This window comes from Pseudomonas sp. p50(2008) (genome assembly GCF_015351605.1).
GTDB lineage: Bacteria > Pseudomonadota > Gammaproteobacteria > Pseudomonadales > Pseudomonadaceae > Aquipseudomonas.
This window is the reverse complement of the sequence record NZ_JACMYF010000007.1, coordinates 86,722-111,180: the sequence shown is the minus strand read 5'-3', so window position 1 is coordinate 111,180 and position 24,459 is coordinate 86,722. Positions and strand designations below refer to the sequence as shown.

Here is a 24,459-nt window from a genome sequence, read left to right as displayed (position 1 = left end):
AGGCGCCTGTCCGTTTTTTCGACGGATTCTATATAAGGAGTCATAAATTGAGCGTTGAAGCGGCCAAGAATGCCCGAGAATTGCTTCTCAAGGAATACCGTGGAGTCTTGTCGACCCACTCCAAGGCCATGCCAGGTTTTCCTTTCGGATCTGTCGTTCCGTACTGCCTGGATGAGCAAGGCCGGCCGCTGATCCTGATCAGTCGAATTGCCCAGCACACGCATAACCTGCAAAAAGACCCGAAATGTTCCTTGTTCGTGGGCGAGCGCGGAGCCGAAGACGTGCAAGCCGTTGGTCGACTGACCTACCTGGCCGAAGCCGAGAAGCTTGAGGACGCGACCGTGATAGAGGCGGCAGCCGAGCGCTACTACCGCTATTTCCCGGACTCCCGGAACTATCACAAGGCTCACGATTTCGATTTCTGGGTGCTCAAACCCGTACGCCATCGCTACATCGGCGGTTTCGGCGCGATTCACTGGGTTGATCATCTGACCCTGGCGAACCCGTTCGCCGGCAAGGCTGAAGTCAGCATGGTCGAGCACATGAACGCCGATCACACCAAGGCCATTGCTCACTATGTAGAACTGGCGGGCTTGCCCAAGACCGAGCCGGCGCTGTTGGCCGGTATCGATACTGAAGGCATGCACTTGCGCATCGGTCAGACGCTCTACTGGCTGCCGTTCCAAGCCCCATGTAATACGCCGACACAAGTGCGCGAAGCCTTGGTTTTTCTGGCTCACGCCGATCATTGGCCAAAAAATGAAGTGGCCGACGCTTGAATTCACAGAACGGCGACGTCATCTAAGGGAAACTGGCAAGGCATTCTTGCGTTGAGGAACCATTTGATGCGCCCTTTTTTATTGCTCTTTGTACTGTTTCCGGTGTTGGAGCTGTTCGTATTCGTCAAGGTCAGCGGTGCGATCGGGTTTTTCCCGGCCCTCCTGCTGGTCATTCTCGGCTCGATGCTCGGTGTATTCGTGCTGCGTATCGCCGGTCTGGCCACTGCGCTGCGCGCTCGTGAAAGCCTGAACCGTGGCGAGCTGCCGGCCCAGACCATGCTTGAAGGGCTGATGCTGGCATTGGCCGGTGGCCTGTTGATCCTGCCGGGTTTCGTCACCGACGTGCTGGGTCTGATCATGCTGCTGCCGATCTCCCGTCGGCTGTTGGCCGATAAAATGCGCCAGCGCGCCGAAGAGCAGGCCATCCGGCAGCGTGCGTTCGCCGATGACCTGCAATCCCGTGGCGGTCCGGCCCCCCGCGAGCCTCTGGGCCGCGAGCCGAACGTGATTGAAGGCGAGTTCGAACACCGCGATCCCAAGTAACCGCTTCACTGCACGGCACCTTCGGGTGCCGTGTTCGTTTTCGGGGTATCAAGGTAAAAAATTTTCGATCCCCGCTCTTGTAATAAGCTTATGCGCCCTTATGTAACGGTCACCGCAAGGTTTCTGGCATTCACGCCAGACAGACTTCCGCGTCTCGCTTGTCGAGCCGCACCCGGCACCGCCGGATTTGTTAAACCCGCCGGGACTACACCGGCCGATGAAAACCACAATTAGGAGAGATCGACAATGAAGCTTCGTCCTCTGCATGACCGCGTCGTCATCCGTCGCAGCGAAGAAGAAAAGAAAACCGCTGGCGGTATCGTCCTGCCAGGTTCGGCTGCTGAAAAAGCCAACAGCGGCGAGATCCTCGCTGTCGGTACCGGCCGCGTGCTGGAAAACGGTGAAGTGCGCGCACTGGCCGTTAAAGTGGGTGACAAGGTTGTGTTCGGTCCGTACTCCGGCAGCAACACTGTGAAAGTCGACGGCGAAGACCTGCTGGTAATGGCTGAGAACGAGATTCTCGCTGTTATCGAAGGCTGATTCCCCGCTCATTTTCCCGCTACTACAAAGTATTTAAGGAATATCGATCATGGCTGCTAAAGAAGTTAAATTCGGCGATTCCGCCCGCAAGAAAATGCTCGCCGGTGTCAACGTCCTGGCTGACGCAGTAAAAGCGACCCTGGGCCCTAAAGGCCGTAACGTGATCATCGAGAAGAGCTTCGGCGCTCCGACCATCACCAAGGACGGCGTTTCCGTTGCCAAAGAAATCGAGCTGAAAGATCGCTTCGAAAACATGGGCGCGCAGCTGGTCAAAGACGTTGCCTCCCGTGCCAACGATGACGCAGGCGACGGCACCACCACCGCTACCGTTCTGGCTCAGTCGATCGTCAACGAAGGCCTGAAAGCCGTCGCTGCCGGCATGAACCCGATGGACCTGAAACGCGGCATCGACAAAGCGACCATCGCTATCGTCAAAGAGCTCAAAGCCCTGTCCAAGCCTTGCGCTGACACCAAGGCAATCGCTCAGGTCGGCACCATCTCGGCCAACTCCGACAGCTCCATCGGCGACATCATTGCCGAAGCCATGGAAAAAGTCGGTAAAGAAGGCGTGATCACCGTTGAAGAAGGCTCGGGCCTGGAAAACGAACTGTCGGTTGTTGAAGGCATGCAGTTCGACCGTGGCTACCTGTCCCCGTACTTCGTCAACAAGCCAGAGACCATGACTGCCGAGCTCGACGGTCCGCTGATCCTGCTGGTCGACAAAAAGATCTCGAACATCCGCGAAATGTTGCCAGTACTGGAAGCCGTTGCAAAAGCCGGCCGTCCACTGCTGATCGTGGCTGAAGACGTTGAAGGCGAAGCCCTGGCGACTCTGGTTGTGAACAACATGCGTGGCATCGTTAAAGTCGCAGCCGTCAAGGCTCCAGGCTTCGGCGACCGTCGCAAGGCAATGCTGCAGGACATCGCTGTCCTGACTGGCGGTACCGTTATCTCCGAAGAGATCGGTCTGAGCCTGGAAAGCACTACCCTGGAACACCTGGGTAATGCCAAGCGCGTCATCCTGTCGAAAGAAAACACCACCGTGATCGACGGTGCCGGCGTTGAGGCTGACATCCAGGCTCGCGTTCTGCAGATCCGTCAGCAAGTGGCTGATACTTCTTCCGACTACGACCGTGAAAAACTGCAAGAGCGTCTGGCCAAGCTGTCCGGCGGCGTTGCAGTGATCAAGGTTGGCGCTGGTTCCGAAGTTGAAATGAAAGAGAAGAAAGCCCGCGTTGAAGACGCCCTGCACGCTACCCGTGCAGCCGTTGAAGAAGGCGTGGTACCTGGCGGTGGCGTGGCACTGGTTCGCGCTCTGCAGGCAATCTCCGAACTGAAAGGCGACAACGCTGATCAGGACGTTGGTATTCAATTGCTGCGTCGCGCTGTTGAAGCGCCACTGCGCCAGATCGTTGCCAACTCCGGCGACGAGCCAAGCGTAGTTGTCGACAAGGTCAAGCAGGGTTCGGGTAACTACGGTTACAACGCTGCTACCGGCGAATACGGCGACATGATCGAAATGGGTATCCTGGACCCGGCTAAAGTGACTCGTTCGGCTCTTCAGGCAGCGGCTTCCATCGCCAGCCTGATGATCACCACCGAAGCCATGATCGCCGAGATCAAGGAAGACGGCCCAGCTGGCGGCGGTATGCCAGACATGGGCGGTATGGGTGGCATGGGCGGCATGATGTAAGCCAGCCTTACCCCTGTACTAAAAACCCCGCCTGCGAAAGCAGGCGGGGTTTTTTAATGCCCTCAATCTGGTCTGCCGAGGAGACCGAGTCGCGGCCATCGCGGGCAAGCCACGCCCCCACAGGATCAGCATCACCCTGCGGGAGCGGGCTTGCCCGCGATGACGCAGGATCAGGCACTGATGGGTTGTGCTTTGGTCGCGCGTTCAGCCTTGGAGGCCGGCCGATACAGAACGTAGTAATACGCCCCCAGACAAATCAGCCAGCAAAAAATCGCCGTCCACACATTGTGCGAAAAGAAGTGCGCGCCCTGCATCATCCGGCTCACCGAGAACACCGACCCCAGCGCAAACGCAAAGACAAACGCCTTGCGCGCCAGCTTGGGTCGACGATCACGCAGCACAAAGAACAGCGCAAACAACGTGAAACCCGTCGCCGCATGGCCACCCGGCCAGCAACGTCCAGGTTTATCGGTGGCCGGGCGCGGGCTCAACAATTCGCTGTAGGTCTCATGACCACCGAATTGCTCCAGGCTCCATGGGCACTGAACCGCGGTCACCGCCTTGACCGGCGTGACAAAAGACGTCGCGAGCGCCAGCGACAGCACCAGGCATCCCAGCTCCCGCTTGAACGGTTTGAGCTTTTCCATGAAAAAAGAACCGATGAAGCCGAAGATGGCCAGCACCGAGAAAGCAATGACCACCTGTTTCGCGCGGTCGTGCAGGATGTTTTCCAGGAAGTAACTGTGTCGTCCGACGAAAGCACCGGCGGCCGGGTCATAGAACCGGTTGGCCAGGGCCATGTCCAGGTCAGTCAGTTCGAGCAGCAGCAGAACAATTGCCGCGACAGCAGGAACCCCAAGGCACACCCAGAAATTGAGAGGGCGCGAGGTGGGGCGGGCAGTGGTGGACACCATGGCAATTCCTTGTTCTGTAAAGTGTTCTGTGAAGTGTTCAGAAAGCGCAGCCGCGCGGAGTTTGAACCGGACTCTGTCGTCTACGTGTGAATCGATAGTGAAAAAGTCGTCAAGGCTCGAACAGGCTTGCATGGCCAATTTACATCTGCACACAGTCCTAGCCCTGAGCCTGACTTGGCCTTAAGCTGCGCGGGCCAAGACGGCCGTCACTGTGTACGGAGGAGTTACCCATGCGAATTCTATTGGTTGAAGACAACCGCGATATCCTGGCCAATCTGGCGGATTACCTGGGGCTCAAAGGCTACACCGTGGATTGCGCGCAAGACGGTTTGTCAGGCCTGCACCTGGCGGCCACCGAGCACTATGACCTGATCGTGCTCGACATCATGTTGCCCGGTATCGACGGCTACACCCTGTGTAAACGCTTGCGCGAAGATGCCCGCCGCGACACCCCGGTGATCATGCTCACCGCTCGCGATCAACTGGACGACCGCCTGCAGGGCTTCAAGTCCGGTGCCGATGACTACCTGATCAAGCCCTTCGCCCTGTCTGAATTGGCCGCAAGAATCGAAGCGGTGATGCGCCGTGCGCAAGGTGGCGGTCGGCGTACGTTGCAGGTCGGGGACCTGGCCTATGATCTCGATACTCTGGAAGTCACCCGCGAAGGTCGCTTGCTGAAACTCAACCCGGTCGGCCTGAAGTTGTTGGCCGTGTTGATGCAGAAAAGCCCGCACGTCCTGCGCCGGGAAATTCTCGAAGAAGCGCTGTGGGGCGATGACTGCCCGGACAGTGACAGCCTGCGAAGCCATGTCCACCAGTTGCGCCAGGTGATCGACAAACCGTTCGCCAAACCGTTGCTGCAGACCGTTCACGGTGTCGGTTATCGCTTGGCCGAGGGTCGAGATGGAGTTTAAACAGAGCCTTGCTCAACGGATCATCATTGCCTTTGCGCTGATGAGCGCGTTGGTTGCGGGCGCTTTCGCCATGGGCATTGTGGCGACGGTGCACCTGGTGGAAGAAAAACTGATCTCGGCAGGATTGGGCGGCGATCTACAGCGCCTGCTGCTGATGGACAGTGTCTCGGACTGGAGCCATCGACCGGAGCCGGACCAGCTGTTTTATTTCAGCGGTGGGCCTGGCGACTTCGACTTGCCCAAGGATTTGCGGCATCTGGAGCCTGGTTTTCACGAAGTGTTTCGCGAACAGCTGTCGTATCACGCAATGGTTGAAGTCGTCGATGGCCGACGTTACGTGCTGATGCAGGATCAAAGTGATTTCGAAGAGCGTGAACGGGTGCTGTTTGCCGTTGTGCTGGTGGGTTTTGTACTGAGTCTTGCGTTGGCAGTATTTCTGGGCTGGGTGTTGGCGCGCAGAGTCATGGCTCCTGTCGTGCGACTGGCTCGCCAGGTACGTCATCGCGATCAACTGCTGGGCCTGGCTCCGCCACTGGCACCTGACTACGCCGCCGATGAAGTGGGCGAATTGGCCGTGGCCTTCGACGCTACGCTGGGACGACTGCGCCAGGCATTGACCCGGGAGCGCCTGTTCACCAGTGACGTCAGCCATGAACTGCGCACGCCGTTGATGGTACTGGCCAGTTCCTGCGAGTTGTTGCTGGAAAACCCTGGCCTCGATCAGCGCGGTCACGCCCAGGTCGAGCGAATCGCTCGCGCCTGCGAGGAAATGCGAGAGCTGGTGCAAACCTTCCTGATGCTGGCGCGTGCGCAACGCGAAGACGCCAGCCAGACGCTTCAGCAAAACCTTGGCGAAGTGGCCGACGGGTTGCTCAATCTATGGCGCGAGCCCATAGAGGCGAAAGGTTTGAAGCTGATCTTTGAACCGGGTAACCCCGCGGACACCTGCTACAACGCCACGCTATTGCACGCGGTCATGGGTAACCTTCTGCGTAACGCACTGCACTACACCGAGTACGGATTTATCCGCTTGACCCTGACACCCACCGGTTTCCTGGTCGAAGACAGTGGTGTCGGGATTCCCGAGGAAAAGCGCGAAGCGATGTTCGAGCCTTTCGTGCGCGGGACCGAGAAACGCGGGGAAGGTTTGGGGCTGGGGCTTTCGTTGGTGCAACGTATCTGTGAAAACCAGGGATGGGTCGTCAGCTTGACGACCATGGAACCCAATGGCTGTCGTTTCGAGGTCCAACTTCGTCCCTCGGGCCTGCGCTGAAAAGTGTTCAATGGGTAGCGGCCCATGGCTACTACTCGATTCTGTAAAATTTAGAAATACTTCTCCGATTTACATGACAAATCTTTCACAAAGTAATGACCTGACACTGACAAGACCCTACCTAAGGTAGTCGTCATCAGCAGTTAGGAGATTTGATGATGGATGAGCCAATCAAACTTGATTTTTCCGAGAAGTATGACGATCAACATGCGCAACGGTATCTGCGCAAACACAAGGATGGCCTGGGCCGTCGCCTGTCTCACTGGCGTGACGAGCAAATGGCACGAAAGGCGCTTTCCCTGGTCGGAGAACCGGGGCTAGTCCTGGATTTACCCTGTGGCGCAGGACGTTTCTGGCCGTTGCTGGCGGAAAAATCCAATCGGGCAATCATCGGTGCCGACAACTCCGAGTCAATGCTCAAGATCGCTATGAGCGCGCAACCGGCCGATGTGGTGAAAAGGGTACAACCCTTGCACACATCTGCTTTCGACATCGCCTTACCTGATAACGCCGTCGACAGCATTTTCTGTATGCGCTTGCTGCACCACATTGGTGAAGCCGAGCATCGATTGGCCATTTTGCGTGAATTCGAGCGCGTCACTCGTGACAGCGTGATCATTTCACTGTGGGTGGATGGCAACTTTAAAGCCTGGAAACGCAAGCGTTCTGAAAGAACGCGTGGGCAAGAAGGTTACCAAAATAGGTTTGTGTTACCAGCTGTTACGGTCGAGAAAGAATTTGAGCAAGCGGGTTTCCGCATCCAGGAACAACTGGATTTTTTACCGCTCTATGCCATGTGGCGAGTTTACGTATTACGCAAGAGGTAACAGGATGGCAGTGCAATGTGCACCAGAAACGGAGGTCGCGTCCGGCGATCGGTTCGACTATTTCTGGAATCAGCGCGGTGAATGGGTAGAAGAACCTAACGTGCGTCGCGGTGGTGAAAGCGGCGTTCAGCGCGTCCGGGGCAGCGATGGTCAACTGCTGTACGCCAAGCGTCAGACCGGGCATATCTACCGCAGCTGGCTGCACCCGTTCGGACGGCCGACCGTCTTGCGCGAACTGGATGCGCTGACCGGTTTGCGCAAGATCGGCGTACGCGTTCCAGAAGTCGTTTTCTGCGGTGCTCAACGCGATCCTGTGCACAAGTGGCGCGCCTTGCTGGTGACGAAGTCGCTGGACGGCTTTGAGGAAATCGAACATTGGTACGCCGGCGGTGGTCGCGAGCGTTCAGGTGAGGCGGTACACGACCGGGTGCTGAAAGATCTGGCAGACAATCTGGCGCGGATGCACAAGGGTCGCTGGCAGCACAGTTGTATTTACATCAAGCATGTTTTTGTCCGTGTCACGGGTGAAGGCGAAGCGGCCAAAGTAGAGGTCGCATTGATCGATCTGGAGAAGTGCCGACAGCGTCTGACGGCTCGCCAGGCCGCGGCCCATGACATGAAGCAATTGCGCCGCCACTCGTCGTTCAGCACGACGGACTGGAAAAAACTGGTCTACCTTTATGAGACGGCGTTTGGCAGCGCTATCAAGGGTTTATAGCAATGAAACTCGAAATTGCACGAGGTGTGTTTCTGGTAGGAGCCTTGGCAGTTGCTTCAATTGCGGTGGCGGCTTGGGAGCAGCCCCGCACGCAGGTCCTCAGTTCGGTGAGCGGCGACGCTCACTGTCCGCTGCCACGGGTCGCGAAAGCATCCGAAGCGTCCCAACCCGATCATGACCTGTTGCTGTTCATGTTCGGACTTTCCCAGGGAATGAGGCCGCAGAGTTGAACAAATTGAAGCCCAAATAAAAGGCCTCGCAAATGCGAGGCCTTTTATTTGGGCTTGAGGGTGGAGGCCGGTGAACCCTGTAGCAGCTGCCGAGGTACGAGGCTGCGTCGGGCTGCGAAGCGGCCCCTGAGGACGGTCCTGCGGACCATAAACGCAGCCTCGTACCTCGGCAGCGGCTACAGGAACCAACCTGTTCCCACAGGGTTATGCGTGTTCCTTTGGCTTGTCAGGTTTCGCCAGCAACGTATACACGCACGGCAATACAAACAGAGTAAACAGCGTCCCGATCGACATCCCCGTGGCGATGACCGTGCCAATGTCGAACCGACTGACAGCCCCCGCTCCGGTCGCCAGGATCAATGGCACCATGCCAAACACCATCGCCGCCGTGGTCATCAAGACAGGCCGCAAACGAATGGCCGCCGCTTCTTCCACAGCCTCGCGCGCCGTCAACCCTTTGTCCTTGCGCAGCTGGTTGGCGAACTCGACGATCAGAATCCCGTGTTTACTGATCAACCCGATCAGTGTCACCAGCCCGACCTGGGTATAGATGTTCATGCTCGACCACCCCAGGAACAGCGGAATCAACGCCCCGCAAATCGACAGCGGCACCGTCACCAGGATCACCAGCGGATCGCGGAAGCTTTCAAACTGCGCCGCCAGCACCAGGAAAATAATCGCCAAAGCCAAGGCAAACGTCACCCACAGCGCACTGCCTTCCTGGACAAACTGTCGCGAGGCGCCGGCATAGTCGATTCCAAACCCGACCGGCGCTTCTTCCCGAGCGATCTGGCGGACGGTGTCGAGCGCTTCGCCCATGCTCACTAAAGGCACGCCGGACAGGCGGGCCGTGTTGAGTTGCTGGAACTGGTTGAGCTGCCGCGGTCGCGCCCGGTCGGTCACGGTGATCAAGGTCGACAAGGCCAGTAATTCGCCCTTGGTGTTTTTCACGTAATAGTTGTTCAGCCAGTCGGGGTTGTCCCGGAAGGGCCGTTCAACCTGAGCAATGACTTTGTAGCTGCGACCTTCAATAGTGAAACGGTTGATCTCGGCCTCACCCAGCAACGTCGCCAGGGTTCCGCCCAAGTCCTGCATGGACACGCCCATCTGCGCCGCTTTGGCGCGATCGATATCCACCACCACTTCGGGTTTGTCGAAGGCCAGGTCGACGTCGACGAAGGCGAACTTGCCTGATTCTACGGCGCGTTTTTTTACCCGCTCCATCACCTGTGCCAACAACTCATAGTCGTTGGCGGTGTTGATGGCGAATTGAAACGGCAGTCCTTCGCTCGTGCCTGGCAACGAGGGCAGGTTGAAACCGAACACCTGCAGGCCGGAAATTTTCTCCAGCTTGCCCTGAACCTCCGGCAGGATCTCCATCTGGGTACGGCTACGATCACCCCATGGCTTGAGCAGGAAGCCGCCAATTCCCGATTGCACGCCATCGAATCCATTGATCTGAAAGGAAGAGTAGTACTCGGGAAACTCCTTGAAAATGGTAATGAATTCGTCGGTGTAGGCGTTCAGATAGTCAAGGTTGGTCGTTTTCGGTGCGTTGGCCAACATGAAAATGATGCCCTGATCCTCGTCGGGGGCCAGTTCCGACTTGGTGAATTTGAGCAACACCGGAATCAGGCATAACACGATGACGGCGAACACCAGCACCACCGGCCGGGTATTGAGCGTGCCGTGCAGCATGCGTTGGTAGCGGCGTTTGAGGCCTTCGAAAATCCGGTCCAGTCGATGGGCAAGCCCACTGGGATTTTCGTCATGGCGCAGCAGATAGGCGCACATCATCGGCGACAAGGTCAGGGCCACAATGCCCGAGATCACCACCGCGCCGGCCAGGGTCAGGGCGAACTCCTTGAACAATGCTCCGGTCAGCCCCGTCAGGAAGCCGATGGGGGCGTAGACCGCCGCCAGGGTGATGGTCATCGAGATCACCGGCATGGCGATCTCCCGGGTACCTTCGATGGCGGCATCCATCGGCGTCTTGCCTTCTTCGATGTGCCGGTGAATGTTCTCGACCACCACAATGGCGTCATCCACCACCAGGCCGATGGCCAACACCATCGCCAGCAGGGTCAGCAGGTTGATCGAGTAACCCATCATTTGCATGAAGAACATCACGCCGATCATGGACAGCGGGATGGTCACTACTGGAATCACCACCGACCGCAGGGCGCCGAGGAACAGGAACACCACCACAATGACGATCAGTACGGCTTCGAACAGGGTTTTCACCACTTCATCGATCGACGCCTGAATGAACAGCGTCGCGTCGTAGGCGATTTCACCTTTGAGGTTCGGCGGCAGCTGGGCTTCCAGTTCCGGCATGATCTTGCGCACTTCCTTGATCACGTCCAGCGGGTTGGCGCCCGGTGTCGCCTTGATTCCGATGTACACCGAAGGTGTGCCGCCGAAGGAACTGATGGTGTCGTAGTTTTCCGCGCCCATTTCCACCCGCGCCACATCGCTGAGCAGTACCCGGCTGTCGCCATCGATCTTCAATGGAATGGCAGCGAAGGCTTCAGCCGATTTGAGCTCGGTGTTGGCGTTGACACTGGTGACCACGTACTCGCCTTTCACTTCGCCGGCGGCGGAGAGAAAGTTGTACTGGCGCACCGCGTTGGTCACATCGCTTGCGGTCAGGCCGAAACCGGCCAGCTTGACCGGGTCCAGCCACAGGCGCATGGCGAAGACCTGGTTGCCGAGAATCTCGGCTTCGGCCATGCCGGGCAATGTGGCCAGTTTTGGCTGGATCACCCGCGACAGGTAGTCGGTGATCTGTGGGTTATTCAGTTCCTTGCTGAAGAAGCTGATGTACATCAGCGCCGAAGCGTCCGCGGCTTCCTTGCTCAGCACCGGGTCTTCAGCATCCTGTGGCAGCTGGTTCTTGACCTCGTTGGCTTTGGCCAGCAATTCGGTGAACAGACGGTCGGTGTTGGCGTCGATACGTGCGTGGATCGAGATCACCGAGAAATTCTGGCGACTGACCGACGTCATGTAGTCGATACCCTCGGCGCTCGCCAGGCTCTGTTGCATCGGTTGGGTAATGTAGCCCTGGATGGTTTCGGCGTTGGCCCCGGGGTAGGCGGTGGTCACCGTGATCAGGGCGTTTTCCATCTGTGGGTATTGGCGCAGTGGCAGCTTGCTCCAGGCCTGGAAACCCAGCAGGACAATCAACAGGCTGACCACGGTGGCGAGCACCGGGCGGCGGATGAACGGGTCGGTAAAAGCCATGGGGATTCCTTGATCAGTCCGCGCGTGGCGGGCTGTTCTGCTCGGCTAGAGTCTTGTCGTCGCTGATGGCAATGGGCGCGCCGTTGTCCAGTTTGATCTGGCCGGCCGTCACCACTTTTTCGCCTTTGCGCACACCTTTGGTGATCATCACCTGTCCATCGCGGCGCTCACCGGTTTCGATGAAACGTCGTTCGGCGATGAGGACCGGTTGGCCCTTGTCGTCTTTTTCCGGCGTGCCGTCTTCGCTTTTCTTCTGTGCGACCACATAGAGCGAATTGCCGTAGAGCGTGTAGGTGATCGCGCTTTCAGGGATGACGATTCGCAGCTGCGGGTCAGGCAGCAGCACTTGCAGGCTGGCGAACATGCCCGGCAGCAACTTGCCGTCGGGGTTGGCCAGGGTGGCGCGAACCTGAACGTTGCGGGTGGTGTTCTCGACTTTCGGGTTGATCGCACTGATCAGGCCGGGGAAAGTTTGCGTCGGGTAGGCAGCGACGATGATCTGTACCTGTTGGCCGACGGCGATCTTCGGTACCGACTGCTCGGGCACGAAGAAGTCGACATAGAGGCTGCTGAGGTCTTGCAGGGTGGCGATCATGGTGCCAGTGGCGAGATAGTCACCGATGTCCACCTGACGAATACCGATGGTCCCGCTGAAGGGGGCGACGATGCTTTTTTTGCCGAGTGCAGCCTTGAGTTGATTGACCGTGGCCTTGCTCTTTTTCTGCACCGCCGACAGTCGGTCGAACTCACCCTTGGAAATGGCCTGGCTGCCGACTAGCTGGCTGCCGCGTCCGTAATCGAGCTGGGCCAGCCCGAGGTCGGCCTGCGCCGTTTCCAGCAACGCACTTTCCACGGCGCTGTCGAGTCGCAGGAGTGGTTGGCCGGCCTTGACCTTTTGCCCTGACTCGAACTGCAGCTCGATAACAGTACCGTCGGTCTCCAGGCTCAGGTCCACGCCTTGCAGCGCCTTGAGCGTGCCGACAGTGGGTAGACGGGCTTGCCAGGGTTTTTCGGTGGCGGTGGCCACGGCGACGCTTATTGGCGGTTTCGGCGCAGTGAAGCCTTGAATCATCGTATAGATGGAAAAGGCTTTGTAAGCGGCCAGCACCAGCACAACTAGCAGGACAACACCCAACATGATCAGCATGCGGCGACGCAGCATATTTCCACTTCCTTGGAGAAAATCAGGGCATACAGTGCCGCACATTACTCCGAGTGTGAGGGTGTTTCCAACTGGCAGGTTTTACAGGTAACCATCACCCGGACCTGTAGCAGCTGGCGAAGCCTGCGTTCGGCTGCGAAGCAGTCGTGAAATCAGGCTATGCGGTATATCCGGCATGCCGAGGGGCCTGGGTTTACGACTGCTTCGGTCGAGCGCGACCCCGGAGCGAACGCAGGCTTCGCCAGCTGCTACAGAGACCGCATTTATATAAGGTGAAGATGGTTATCCCAGAGCCCTGCGGGCAGTTCCAACGGTTTTGCGACCAGATCGTCCTGACGGCAATCGTAGTAGCGGCAACGGCCCTGGCCCGAGGTCACGACGAAACCATCGGCCACCGCCCCGACCCCGGCGCAATCGGGAAGTGGCGCATCCAAGCGCACTTCGCCGCTGTCCAGGTCCCAGATGAAAAATCGATTGCCCCTTGGGGCGGTCAACGCGACCAGACGCAGTTCACTGTGCACTGCGACGCTTGCGGTGTAGTGCCCCATCGCCTGGAGCTGGTGCTCACGCACGGGGAACGCCACGAACGGTTGACCGGGACGCTTGATCGCCAGCAACTCCGAAGATTCATGGGAAGCCCCCATGAACTGCTGGCCGGCGACGATGGTGCCGTCGCTGGCGATCCCCAGATGGCGCACGCTGTTCATCTGCTGGGCCAGGGTTTCCTTGCTGAGCAGGGTGCCGTCGCGTTGCATCAATACCAGGCTCGGCTCCATGGCATCGAGATTCATCTCGACCCGGCTTTCGGCCTCGGTGCGAATCCCGCCGTTGGCCACCACCAGGGTTTCGCCATCGGGCATCCATGACACCTGGTGCGGACCAATCCCGTGAGTGGAAATCTCGCCGCGGTGAACCAGGCGCTCACCTTCGAATGCGTAAACGCCGAGCAAGCCACGGCCCGGATCGGACGTGTCGTTCTCGGTGGCGTACAACCAGTCGCCGCTCTTGTGAATCACTGCGTGACCGTAGAAATGCCGATTCGGCAGCGACGTCACGGTTTGCAGCAAGGCACCGTCACGCAAGTTGATCAGGTAGCTTTCGGTGCCCGGACGACGAGCGACAAACAGTGCAATGGGCAGCGTCGGATGATTGATGATGTCGTGGCAACGCTGGCCGACCTGGGTGGCGAACACCCGCGTGCCGTCCAGCCGATAACCGACGGCGTAATGCTTGCCATCGGTATCGTCCCGCGCCGACAGCAATAGCGGGCTCTTGTCCTTTTGCTTGAACAGCGTCCAGCCGCCCAGTGTCACTGCTCCCAGCAGCAAACTACCTAAAGTCAGAGCCTGACGTCGCAGCATCGCACTTGCCCTCATCAGTCACCGTCGTTGGCGTTGAAGCCCAGTTGAATGCCCAGCGCCTTGGCCAGTTCGCCTTCGTGCAGGCGGTGGACGACGTTGAGGCTGTCGTAGATATCGTTGAGTTGCTGGCGGCCGGCATCGTCATTGAGCATTTCTGTCAGCGAGCGCTGGTTGCTGGCGAACAGTTTCAGGGACGCCGCGTAGGCAGCGTCGATCTTGTCGGCCAAGGGCTTTTGATCGCTTGGCAACAGGCCACGCAGGCCTTTGTTGTCCACACCTTCCCACACGGATTTGGCGGCGGCGAGGCTGGCTTCGAGGCCTGTCAGCGACGATTGGCTGCGCCATGCATCAGCCTGGAACGGTTGCGGCACGCCTTTGCTCTGACGGCCCATCGGGGTGCCGAGTTTTTTCTTCAGGGAGTCGAGGGCGGTCACCTGCACGCGCAGCAAATCGGCGATGGCTTCGTGAGAATCGGCGTAGCGCTGGTTCGGGAACTTGCTCATCTGCGCGAGCATGCCGTCGGTGTTGTTCCAGCTTTTCAGAATGTCTTCGGCCAACAGTTTCTGGTGCTCGCCGATCGCTTTGAGCAATGGGCAGTACTTGGCTTTTTGCGCGTCGCTGGCGACGTCGGGCTTGCTGTCGAACAGGATGTATTCGTAGGCCGAAAGCCCTTGAACCACAACACTCGACTTGGCCAGGGCAGCGGCGTCGATCTCCGGTTGCGCAGTGACCAGTTGCTCGACCTGACGGCCGACGAGGTTTTTCTTGTCTGGCCAGAACTGCACTTGCCACGCCCGGTTGCCCTCAGCCAGCGGACCGATCAACAGCGGTTGCAGTTCGGCCCAGGCTTTCTGCGCGTGCAGGAAGTCGGCGCGAGCGGTGTCGAGGTCTTGCTTGCCTTCGCAATAGGCGAGCGCACTGACGGCCAGTTGGCGGTCGGCTTCAACCCAGCGGGTGTAGGTCGGCAGGATCACGGATTTGGCGATGGCCGCCGACGTGACCGCTTGCGGATCCTGTGGCGAACACGCGCCCAAGGCGAGTGCGGCAAGGCTGGTAAATAGCAATTTGGGACGGAACATGTAGGGCTCCCGCTGATTGAACGCGTATTAAAGGGAATTCAAAAATGCCAGCAACGCGGCGCGCTGCTCGGCATTGAAAGACAAAACCTGTTGCTGCGCCGCTGTCGCTTCGCCGCCATGCCAGAGCACGGCCTCGAGCGCATTACGGGCGCGGCCGTCATGCAAAAACCGGGTGTGTCCACTGACCGCCTGCGTCAGGCCCATGCCCCACAATGGTGGCGTACGCCATTCGCGGCCACTGGCCTGGAATTCGGTACGGTTATCGGCCAGACCTTCGCCCATGTCATGCAGCAGCAGATCGCTGTACGGGCGAATCACTTGATTGGCCAGCTCAGGTTCCGCGGCATTGGCGGCAGTGGTGTATTTGGGCGTGTGACAGGACTGGCAGCCGGCCTGGAAAAACAGGGTCTTGCCGGCCAGCACTTCGGGCGCGCCGACATCGCGGCGCGCTGGTACGGCCAGGTTGCGGCTGTAGAACAGCACCAGGCGCAAAATATTGTCGCTGACTTCCGGCTCGCCATCGGGACCGTTGACGTTGGGGGCCTGCTTGCAAGCGGTTTGCGTGTCGGTGCAGTCATCAATCGGCCTCAGACTCGTGGTGAGGCCCATGTCACCAGAAAACGCGTGAACATTTTGTTGATTGAGGTTCGGTTGGCCGGCTTTCCAGCCAAATCGGCCAAGGACGGTTTTCTGTTGGGCGTCATCCCAGACCTGGTTCGGACGTCCGCTGACGCCTTTGTTGTCTTTCGCCTGAGCCTCGGCATTGGCCAGGATTGCCGATTCGGGAATGGCTTCCAGCAGTCCCAGGCCAATCATCGGCGGGGCAACGCGTGCGGAAAAACGCGTGTCGGGGTGCATCGGGCCATAGCCGAGCTGAGTGATCTGCAGGGTCGGCTTTTGCAACTCGATTTCGGTGCCGTCCTTGAAGCGAATCGGCACCGGCGTGTAGTCGACACGCACCTTGCCTTCCGGGACCACGCCGGGCACTGACATGTCCTGGAACTGCCCGCCATAGACGGGCTCGGGAACCACCCCCAGTTGCTCGATGACGTTGGCAAACGCCGGTGCATCGGGAATCGACAGCCGTACAAGCATTGAAACGGCATTCGACGCGCCGGGCGCAGGCGGATGACCGCGGCCGTCCTTGATGTGACAGTTCTGGCAGGCGTTGGTGTTGAACAACGGGCCGAGGCCATCCCGCGCGGTGGTGGTCGAGGGGGCGATCACCCAGGGATTGCGGAAGAAGCTGTTGCCAACGCTGAAATCCACCCGCCGGGAGGGCGGCAGATTGGCGGACGGCAGGGAAAAGGAATTCTGATCGGTCTTGCGCACGGTCGTGCTGCCACCGGACCGGGCTTCACCGGGTTCGGCCTTGGTAAAACGCGGGGCGTCATCGCAGGCACTCAGGCCCAGGGCCAGAAACAGTGCGGGCAAGCGAAGAAGCAGCGGGGGCATCAGACATCCTGCAAGACGAGCAAAACAAGGGCGCAAAGTCTAACAGGGCACGGGAGATTGAATAAGAGGAATTATCGTTTGGTTGATGTGGGGCATGGTTTTCATGTGAGACCGAGGCGCCGCCATCGCTGGCAAGCCAGCTCCCACAGGGATTGTGGTGTGCCCGGTTTTGCGAGCGCCGACGAATCTGTGGGAGCTGGCTTGCCAGCGATGGGGCCATCAGCGTCACGCAAAAATCAGGCAAGAAAAAGGCGACCCGGAGGTCGCCTTTCTGTTCAGTCAGCGTTGATCAGAACTCGTGATCAGCGTTGTCCGGGTTCAGGTCGCCGATGCCCAGTTTGCCAGCGGCGGCTTCGATCGAACCGGTCTGCTTGACCAGCGAAGCGATGGCGTCGCGGACGATCTGGTTGCCAGCGGTGTTGCCGGCAGCGATCAGTTGGTCGTAGTGCTCACCTTTGTTGGCGTGATCAACGATGACCTGCATTTTCGCTTCGGTCGCGGCCAGGTCGGCTTTCAACGCGGTGTCGGCGGCTGGGTCGGCTTTGGCCACCAGGGACGACAGGCTTGCGCCAGTCATTTTGGTGCCGTCCGTGCGGGTGTATTCGCCCAGGTATACGTTACGAATGCCTTTGGCATCGTAGAACTGGGAATTGTGCGTGTTGTCGCTGAAGCAGTCGTGTTCGTCTTCCGGGGAGTTGGCTTCCAGGGAAACCTTCATGCGCTCGCCCGCCAGTTCGCCCAGGGACAGGCTGCCCATGCCGAACAGCATTTTGCGCAGGCCGGATTCACCCGGTTCGGCTTCCAGCGTGGCGCGGTAGTTGTCGGCCACGTTCGGCTTCCAGTTGCCGACCATTTCTTCCAGGTCGCTGACCAGCAGTTGGGTCACGGACTTCAGGTAGGCACGACGACGGTCGTTGTGGCCGCCAGTAGCGCCGGCGCCTTCCAGGTAGTCGGACGCTGGACGATTGCCCGCGCCAGGGCCGGTGCCGTTCAGGTCCTGGCCCCACAGCAGGAATTCGATCGCGTGGTAGCCGGTAGCAACGTTGGCCTCGGAACCGCCCAGCTCGTTCAGGCTGGCGAGTTTTTCCGGGGTGATGTCCTTCACGTCGATCTTGTCTTCGCCGACCTGAACTTCGGTGTTGGCGATGATGTTGGCCGTCGCGCCCGGGTTACCCAGTGCGTGTTCGTAGGATTTGTCGACGTAGTCGATCAGGCCTTCGTCCAGTGGCCAGGCATTCACCTGACCCTCCCAGTCGTCGATGATGGTGTTGCCGAAGCGGAAGACTTCGCTCTGCAGGTACGGAACGCGAGCGGCGACCCAGGCAGCCTTGGCGGCTTTCAGGGTGTCGGCGTTCGGTTTGGCGAGGAAGGCGTCGACGGCGGTTTGCAGGGTTTTCGCAGTAGATTCGGCATCGCTGTAAACGGCGAAAACCATGTCGGCGTAATGGGCGACAACGGCTTTGGCGGCGGCTTCGTCGACTTTACCGGCAGCGGCAGGTGCAGCAGCCGGGGCGGCTGGAGCGGTGGTGCTGGCGGCTGGAGTCGGCGCTGGTGCCGCGGCGTTCTTGTCTTTGCCTTCGCCACAACCGGCGAGGGAAATAGCGATGGCCAACAGACTGGCGGTAGCCAGAGGCATACGAATCATGGCGAACATCCTGCTTCGAGAGGGGGTGGAATGGCGCTGTCAGCGCGCAAAGCTGCGACATAATGCAAATCTTTCGCATTATGTGTAAAGGGATGTAGGTGGAAATATTTCTTATTCACAGACAGGTCAGGCGATACAAAACCTGCAGCAGCTGGCGCAGCCTGCGTTCGGCGTCGAAGCCGTCGTGAAATCGGGTGCCTCGTTGATCCGGGCAAACTTCGGTGTCAGGTAGAGCGACTGCTGCGCAGCCGGACGCAGGCTTCGCCAGCTGCTACAGGGGAACGCTTCGTTTATAAAATAGCGGCATTACTGCGTTGCGCCTGCTTCAGGTAGGCGCTCAGTTCCCGGGCCGGTAGCGGCTTGCTGTAGAAATAGCCCTGACCCTCGTGACACCCCTCGGAAATGATGTAGGCCTCTTGCTCGGCGGTTTCCACGCCTTCGGCAATGACCTGCATGCCCAGGCTTTTGCCCAGCTGGATGATCGCCCGGACGATGGTTGCATCGTCGTCATCGTCCAACAGGTCCTGAACGAAGCTCTTGTCGATCTTGATCTTGTCCAGGGGCAGGCTTTTCAGATAGCTGAGTGAGGAGTAGCCGGTGCCGAAGTCATCAATCGCAATCAATGCACCGGAGCGACGCAGGCTCAGCAGGTGTTGGGCGGCGGTACTGATGTCTTCCATCAGGCCGGTTTCGGTAACTTCCAGTTCCAGACTGCGTGGCGGCAGGCGGTACATTTGCAGCAGGTTGTTGACCACTCGCGGCAGCTCGGCATGGTGCAACTGCACCGTTGACAGATTCACCGCCATGCGCAAATCGGCGAAACCCTGATCATGCCATTCGCGCAATTGCTTGCAGGCCTGATCCAGGACCCATTCGCCAATGGCGATGATGGTGCCGTTCTGCTCGGCCAACGGGATGAACAGGTCGGGCGGCACCAGCCCATGTTCGGGATGTTGCCAGCGAATCAGCGCCTCGACGCCCACCACGCGGTTTTCCCGGTAGCTGATCTGTGGTTGGTAAACGAGGTAGAACTGGTCACGGGTCAGGGCGTCGCGCAGGTCTTTTTCCAGTTCGCGACGACGGCGCATCTCGGTGTCGACACTGGCGATGTAGAACTGATACCGATTGCGCGAGCGGGACTTGGCCAGCGTCATGGTCTGTTCGGCTTTTTGCAGCAACTTCTCGGTGCTGTCGCCGTCCTCGGGGAACAGGGTGATTCCGATGGTGGCGCGCAAACGAATTTCCTGGTGATCGAGGGCAAACGCCGCTTCCAGATCGTCGAGGATACTTTGGGCCAATTCAGCGGCTTCATAAGGCTGTTCGATGTCGGCCTGGACCAGGGCGAACTGATCGCCGCCAAGACGGGCGAGGGCGCCGAGTCGACCGCTATGGCCCCGCAGGCGATCCGCCAGGGCGAGCAACAGTTGGTCGCCGGTCTGGTAGCTGAATTGTTCGTTGATGCTTTTGAAGTCATCGAGCCCGACGCACAGCACTGCCACCCGTCGTTGCAGTTTGCCGGCATCGACCAGGATTTTGTCCAGTTGGTGCTGAAGTTGCTGGCGGTTGGGCAAGCCGGTGAGGAAGTCGTACTGGGACATGCGCAGCAAGCTGTTCTCAGCTTCATGGCGCAGGTGCGTATTGCGCTCGATGGACTCGAGCAACTGATTGGCGGTGTTGATCCAGATACCCAGTTCGTTTTTCTCGTGACCCTTGAGTTGCGGGATCTTGTGCGCGCTGGGGCGATCCGGGTTGATTTCAGTCAGGTGTTCGATGATTCGCGACAGGGGTTTGGTCAGCAGCCAGTGATAGACCAGGTACAGCACCAATCCCATGGCCAATGCGCGTAGCACGCCAGAGATAAAGATGATGACCGAGCTGACGGAAACCCTGGCCATAGGTGGCGGTGTCGAGGGTGATGCTCAGGTCGCCGTAATATTCGCTGTACGGGCCGCGACCCACCAATTGTGTGGTGAAGGTGCGTTCTTTGCCGAGGATCAGGTCGGTCAGCCAGCGACTGTCGGACTGCTGCAAGTCACGGGACTTTTGCGCGAGCATGGCTTCGTTGGGATGGCCGATGGAAGCCTGGCGTACGGCGTCGTCCTGAAACAGCCCTTCGATTACCTGCATACCCATTTCGCGGTCCAGGCTGTAGACGGCCTGGGTCGAAGGGTCGCGAAACATGTCGAGGATGCGCTCGGCATCATTGGCTACGGCCTGGCGTGTTTTATAAGCATCGAACACGATCTGCGCGCAGCTCAAGACTACGCCGACGATCAATGCCGACAGGAGCACGACCCGGAGCAACTTCATCGACAAGCTGTTCTTGAGTTCCAGCTTCAAAAGGCTATTCCTTGTTCCGTGCGGGTAGCATCAAGTTGCCATGAGTATTGGCAATCCGGTGAGGTCAGTCAAAGGGACATTCATCCACAGGAGATTTTGCCTGCAGCTTGGCCGATTTTCGGTTGTCTGAGGTCTTTTCCTATTCGTACTGTGTCGGTAGTCGGGTCCTTGAACTTGAGGGGGGGCGAGAACTATTTTCCTTTGATTTGATGGTAGACGGGTGTGGCGTTGGGGCAAGGGGGCAGCGGCTGGTTTCATTGTGCGAAATTGGCGGTGGACCTGCTTCTTGCGGATATGCCTCGATCCACTTTGGGAGCCGGCTTGCCAGCGATGACGGCCTGATAGCCGACCAGTCTTTTGCGGATGTACCTCGATCCCTGTGGGAGCTAGCCTGCTGGCGATGGCGGCCTGACAGCGACCTTTTTTTTGCAGGTGTACATATCCATTGCTGCGGTAACGGCTACTTAGGGTTTCGCCCTTACGGCGACTCACTTTTTTTTTCAAACGCCAAAAAAAGTAAGCAAAAAAAGGCTCGCCCCAAGCGTACGGCACCTCGCTAAAGCTCGGTGTTCCCTCGCTCCGGTGTCCATCTGGGGGCATCGCCTACGGTCTGCTTCGCGACGACCTCCTCTCGATGTGTGCGGCTTCGCCGCACGGCGCTTCGCGCCTGACCCCCAGATGAACACCTCCACTCGGCCTCCCGAAGGGGCGGGTGGATCAAAAGCCGGATCAAGATCAAAAGCTTTTAGGCGAGCTAACGCTCGGCCTTGAGTGGTGGAGGGCAAGGGCAAGGGCGGTGGGGATATGGTTTGGTGTGGGCGGGGTTTCGACGATTGGGCCGGGAAGCTGACCATTAATGCCTGATAGACGTGCTTTTACTTTTTTGAATTCCATAAAAAAACCCGGCTAAACGCCGGGTTTTTTTGACTGGTATCGATCTTAAGCGGTGAAGGTTTTGCCTTCGAACTGCTCAGCCACGAATTTCCAGTTGACCAGGTTCCAGAACGCTTCGACGTACTTCGGACGAACGTTGCGGTAGTCGATGTAGTAGGCGTGTTCCCAGACGTCGCAGGTCAGCAGCGGGGTGTCGCCGTTGGTCAGCGGGTTGCCGGCGCCGATGGTGCTGGCCAGGGCCAGGGAACCGTCAGCCTTTTTCACCAGCCAGCCCCAACCGGAACCGAAGGTGCCGATGGACGTTTTGCTGAACTCTTCCTTGAACTTGTCGAACGAACCGAACGCGGTGTTGATGGCTTCAGCCAGTGCGCCGGTTGGTTGGCCGCCGGCGTTTGGCGCCAGGCAGTTCCAGTAGAAGGTGTGGTTCCAGACTTGAGCGGCGTTGTTGAAGATACCGCCCGAGGAAGATTTGACGATTTCTTCCAGGGTTTTGCCTTCGAACTCGGTGCCTGGCACCAGGTTGTTCAGGTTCACGACGTAGGTGTTGTGGTGCTTGTCGTGGTGGTATTCCAGAGTTTCCTTGGAAATGTGCGGCTGCAGGGCATCGTGTGCGTAGGGCAGCGGCGGCAATTCGAAAGCCATGATGATTCTCCTAATCAGGTCAGTTGCGGTGAGCGCAAGGCCGATCACGGGCGGCCAGACAAGCGCCGGGGAGTTTGTACTCTTTGCGGCGCATCGGATCGGATCATAGCACCGGGGGTGCGGCATAACCACGCAACAACTGTGTGGAATAGAGGTTCCAGAGCTGTTTGGAATATTCAGGCGCTGGTTATCAGTTGAAAGGCAACGGTGAACATCATCACTGCCACCAGCAGGTCGAGGATTCGCCAGGTACTCGGTCTGGCCAGCCACGGTGCGAGCCACGCAGCCCCCAGTGCCAGGGTGAAAAACCACAGCAACGAAGCACTCGCTGCACCCACCACATAAGCACCGGGCTCGGTCTGTTGCGCGCCGAGGGAGCCGATCAGCAGGACCGTATCCAGATAAACATGCGGGTTGAGCAGGGTCACGGCCAGCGCGCTGAGCATCACCGCACGAAGTGAGCGCACCGTCTGGTTTTCACCTTGTTGCAGGCTCTGTTTCGAGCAGGCTCGGCGCAGCGCGAGGCTGCCGTACCAAATCAGAAAAACTGCCCCACCCCAGCGAGCGACCGCCAGCAGCGTCGGGTTATGCGCGAGGACCGTCGCCAGGCCGAAGACCCCGGCGGCCACGAGCAATGCATCGCACACCACGCACAGTGCCGCCACCGGCAGGTGATGTTCACGTCGCAAGCTCTGCGCCAGTACAAAGGCGTTCTGCGTGCCAATCGCCATGATCAGCCCTGCGGCCACCAACAGGCCGTTTACATAGCTTTGCCACATGAAATATTACTCCGCGTTGGCTGCCAGATCCCGCAACACGCCCATGGCGCGCTCGGCATCGGCCTGGCCGACAAACAAATGGTCGTGGTAATAGCCGGCAATCACGTTGCAGCTGATCCCGGCCTTGCCCAAGGCAGTGGCGAAGGCGGCTGTCAGGCCGACCGCTTCCAGGGCCGAGTGCACGTTGAGGGTGATCCAGGCGGCGACGTAATCGAAGCTGAAACCTGCCCGTTCGGCGTGGGACTTTTCCAGAATGACCGTCAGGCCTTCCTGCTCGCGAAAGCTGCCGACAATCTCAAGTCCTGCTGGCAACTGACCGTCGCACAGGGTGCAGAACACGTATTCGCCGGCGTTGAGTTGCGGGCTCATGCTGCGCAGCAGTGTTGCCAATGAAGTTTCGCCAGCCATGTGGAGTGTTCCTTGTTCAAGAGTTCTTGCTGGTCATTCTCGTCGTGAACGCTGTATAAGAAAAACCAATCATGCTGATCGCTCATTAGGAAAACTGATGTTCGACTATAAATTGCTTTCTGCCTTGGCCGCCGTGGTCGAGCAGGCCGGTTTCGAGCGCGCCGCTCAAGTGCTCGGTTTGTCGCAATCGGCGGTGTCGCAGCGCATCAAACTGCTGGAGGCGCGGGTCGGCCAACCCGTGCTGGTGCGGGTAACGCCGCCAGCGCCAACCGAGATTGGCCGGCGCTTGCTCAACCATGTGCAGCAGGTGCGCTTGCTTGAACGAGACTTGCAAACGCTGGTGCCGGCGCTGGATGAAGAAGGTCTGCCCGAGCGCCTGCGCATTGCGTTGAACGCTGACAGCCTGGCGACCTGGTGGGCCGAAGCGGTGGGCGAGTTTTGTGCGCAACAACATCTGCTGCTGGACCTGGTGGTCGAAGATCAAACGGTGGGTCTCAAGCGCATGCGTGCGGGCGAGGTGGCGGCGTGTGTCTGTGCCAGTGAGCGTCCCGTGGCAGGTGCGCGCAGCGTGCTCCTGGGCGCCATGCGTTACCGGGCGTTGGCCAGTCCGGCGTTCATTGGCCGGCATTTTCCTGAGGGCGTGCGCGCCGAATTGTTGTCCCGAACGCCGGCGTTGGTGTTCGGTCCGGACGATTTTCTGCAGCACCGCTACCTGGCTTCGCTGGGCGTCGATGGCGGTTTCGAACACCATTTATGCCCATCCTCCGAAGGCTTCATACGTTTGACCGAGGCCGGTCTTGGCTGGGGGCTGGTGCCTGAGTTGCAGGTGCGCGAGCAACTGGAGCGTGGTGTTTTGGTGGAGTTGTTGCCAGATAAGCCCATCGATGTGCCGCTGTACTGGCATCATTGGCGCAATGGCGGTCAGTTGCTGGGGTTACTGACCGATCAATTGGTGCATTCATCCAAGCAATGGCTGGTGCCGTTGGACTGACGGGCAGCGTCAAGACACACGCATTACGC

Annotated in this window: 20 protein-coding genes and 1 pseudogene; 10 read left to right on the top strand and 11 right to left on the bottom strand. The window is 58.9% G+C overall.

Annotation, left to right across the window (positions count from 1 at the left end):
- The first annotated feature begins 47 nt into the window (after positions 1–47).
- The 4 genes from H7698_RS20240 (at position 48) to groL (ending at position 3,555) form a co-directional block, all read left to right on the top strand.
- Positions 48–779, top strand: coding sequence for a HugZ family pyridoxamine 5'-phosphate oxidase (locus tag H7698_RS20240; protein ID WP_194692618.1), 732 nt, complete (start codon positions 48–50; stop codon positions 777–779).
- A gap of 66 nt (positions 780–845) precedes the next feature.
- Entirely contained in the window at positions 846–1,322 is a 477-nt protein-coding gene (locus H7698_RS20235) for an FxsA family protein (protein WP_194692617.1), read from the top strand.
- A 246-nt stretch (positions 1,323–1,568) separates the two neighbouring features.
- A complete protein-coding gene (locus tag H7698_RS20230; protein WP_054045166.1) occupies positions 1,569–1,862 on the top strand; it encodes a co-chaperone GroES in 294 nt (97 codons plus the stop codon).
- A gap of 49 nt (positions 1,863–1,911) precedes the next feature.
- Positions 1,912–3,555, top strand: coding sequence for a chaperonin GroEL (gene groL / locus H7698_RS20225; RefSeq protein WP_162439429.1), 1,644 nt, complete (start codon positions 1,912–1,914; stop codon positions 3,553–3,555).
- A gap of 170 nt (positions 3,556–3,725) precedes the next feature.
- On the opposite strand, the gene H7698_RS20220 is transcribed toward groL, so the two are convergent.
- Entirely contained in the window at positions 3,726–4,469 is a 744-nt protein-coding gene (locus H7698_RS20220; protein WP_194692616.1) for a phosphatase PAP2 family protein, read from the bottom strand.
- 230 nt (positions 4,470–4,699) lie between these two features.
- Here H7698_RS20220 and colR point away from each other — a divergent pair, with 230 nt between their 5' ends.
- The 5 genes from colR to H7698_RS20195 all read left to right on the top strand — a co-directional run bounded on the left by colR (position 4,700) and on the right by H7698_RS20195 (position 8,431).
- Positions 4,700–5,383: a two-component system response regulator ColR gene (gene colR / locus H7698_RS20215; protein ID WP_162439431.1), complete on the top strand. Its 684-nt coding sequence runs from the start codon at positions 4,700–4,702 to the stop codon at positions 5,381–5,383.
- On the top strand, positions 5,373–6,656 hold the full coding sequence (locus H7698_RS20210; RefSeq protein WP_162439432.1) for a sensor histidine kinase: 1,284 nt from the start codon (positions 5,373–5,375) through the stop codon (positions 6,654–6,656). Before colR ends, H7698_RS20210 begins: the two co-directional genes overlap by 11 nt.
- A 158-nt stretch (positions 6,657–6,814) precedes the next feature.
- Complete coding sequence (locus tag H7698_RS20205; protein ID WP_162439433.1) at positions 6,815–7,483, top strand: class I SAM-dependent methyltransferase; 669 nt, start codon at positions 6,815–6,817, stop codon at positions 7,481–7,483.
- Positions 7,484–7,487: 4 nt separating this feature from the next.
- Positions 7,488–8,201, top strand: a complete 714-nt coding sequence (locus H7698_RS20200) for a lipopolysaccharide kinase InaA family protein (RefSeq protein ID WP_162439434.1) — start codon at positions 7,488–7,490, stop codon at positions 8,199–8,201.
- Between the two features lie 2 nt (positions 8,202–8,203).
- Positions 8,204–8,431: a hypothetical protein gene (locus tag H7698_RS20195; RefSeq protein ID WP_194692615.1), complete on the top strand. Its 228-nt coding sequence runs from the start codon at positions 8,204–8,206 to the stop codon at positions 8,429–8,431.
- Between the two features lie 204 nt (positions 8,432–8,635).
- On the opposite strand, the gene H7698_RS20190 is transcribed toward H7698_RS20195, so the two are convergent.
- From H7698_RS20190 to H7698_RS20145, 10 genes and pseudogenes are all read right to left on the bottom strand, one after another.
- Entirely contained in the window at positions 8,636–11,674 is a 3,039-nt protein-coding gene (locus H7698_RS20190) for a multidrug efflux RND transporter permease subunit (RefSeq protein WP_194692614.1), read from the bottom strand.
- A gap of 13 nt (positions 11,675–11,687) precedes the next feature.
- On the bottom strand, positions 11,688–12,836 hold the full coding sequence (locus H7698_RS20185) for an efflux RND transporter periplasmic adaptor subunit (RefSeq protein ID WP_194692613.1): 1,149 nt from the start codon (positions 12,834–12,836) through the stop codon (positions 11,688–11,690).
- A gap of 263 nt (positions 12,837–13,099) precedes the next feature.
- Positions 13,100–14,197 (bottom strand): DUF1513 domain-containing protein, encoded by a 1,098-nt coding sequence (locus H7698_RS20180; protein ID WP_194692612.1) that lies wholly within the window; start codon positions 14,195–14,197, stop codon positions 13,100–13,102.
- Between the two features lie 14 nt (positions 14,198–14,211).
- A complete protein-coding gene (locus H7698_RS20175) occupies positions 14,212–15,276 on the bottom strand; it encodes an imelysin family protein (protein WP_194692611.1) in 1,065 nt (354 codons plus the stop codon).
- Positions 15,277–15,303: 27 nt separating this feature from the next.
- Positions 15,304–16,731, bottom strand: a complete 1,428-nt coding sequence (locus H7698_RS20170; RefSeq protein ID WP_194692610.1) for a di-heme oxidoreductase family protein — start codon at positions 16,729–16,731, stop codon at positions 15,304–15,306.
- Positions 16,732–17,020: 289 nt separating this feature from the next.
- Positions 17,021–18,376: an imelysin family protein gene (locus tag H7698_RS20165; protein WP_194692609.1), complete on the bottom strand. Its 1,356-nt coding sequence runs from the start codon at positions 18,374–18,376 to the stop codon at positions 17,021–17,023.
- A gap of 290 nt (positions 18,377–18,666) precedes the next feature.
- Positions 18,667–20,686: pseudogene (locus H7698_RS20160) on the bottom strand (putative bifunctional diguanylate cyclase/phosphodiesterase).
- 969 nt (positions 20,687–21,655) lie between these two features.
- Complete coding sequence (locus tag H7698_RS20155) at positions 21,656–22,252, bottom strand: superoxide dismutase (RefSeq protein WP_046033233.1); 597 nt, start codon at positions 22,250–22,252, stop codon at positions 21,656–21,658.
- Positions 22,253–22,428: 176 nt separating this feature from the next.
- Positions 22,429–23,031: a LysE/ArgO family amino acid transporter gene (locus H7698_RS20150; RefSeq protein WP_162439666.1), complete on the bottom strand. Its 603-nt coding sequence runs from the start codon at positions 23,029–23,031 to the stop codon at positions 22,429–22,431.
- A gap of 6 nt (positions 23,032–23,037) precedes the next feature.
- Positions 23,038–23,439, bottom strand: coding sequence for an ACT domain-containing protein (locus H7698_RS20145; protein ID WP_194692608.1), 402 nt, complete (start codon positions 23,437–23,439; stop codon positions 23,038–23,040).
- A gap of 97 nt (positions 23,440–23,536) precedes the next feature.
- Between H7698_RS20145 and H7698_RS20140 the strand changes: the two genes are divergently transcribed.
- Positions 23,537–24,430, top strand: coding sequence for a LysR family transcriptional regulator ArgP (locus H7698_RS20140; protein WP_194692607.1), 894 nt, complete (start codon positions 23,537–23,539; stop codon positions 24,428–24,430).
- Positions 24,431–24,459: the final 29 nt, after the last annotated feature.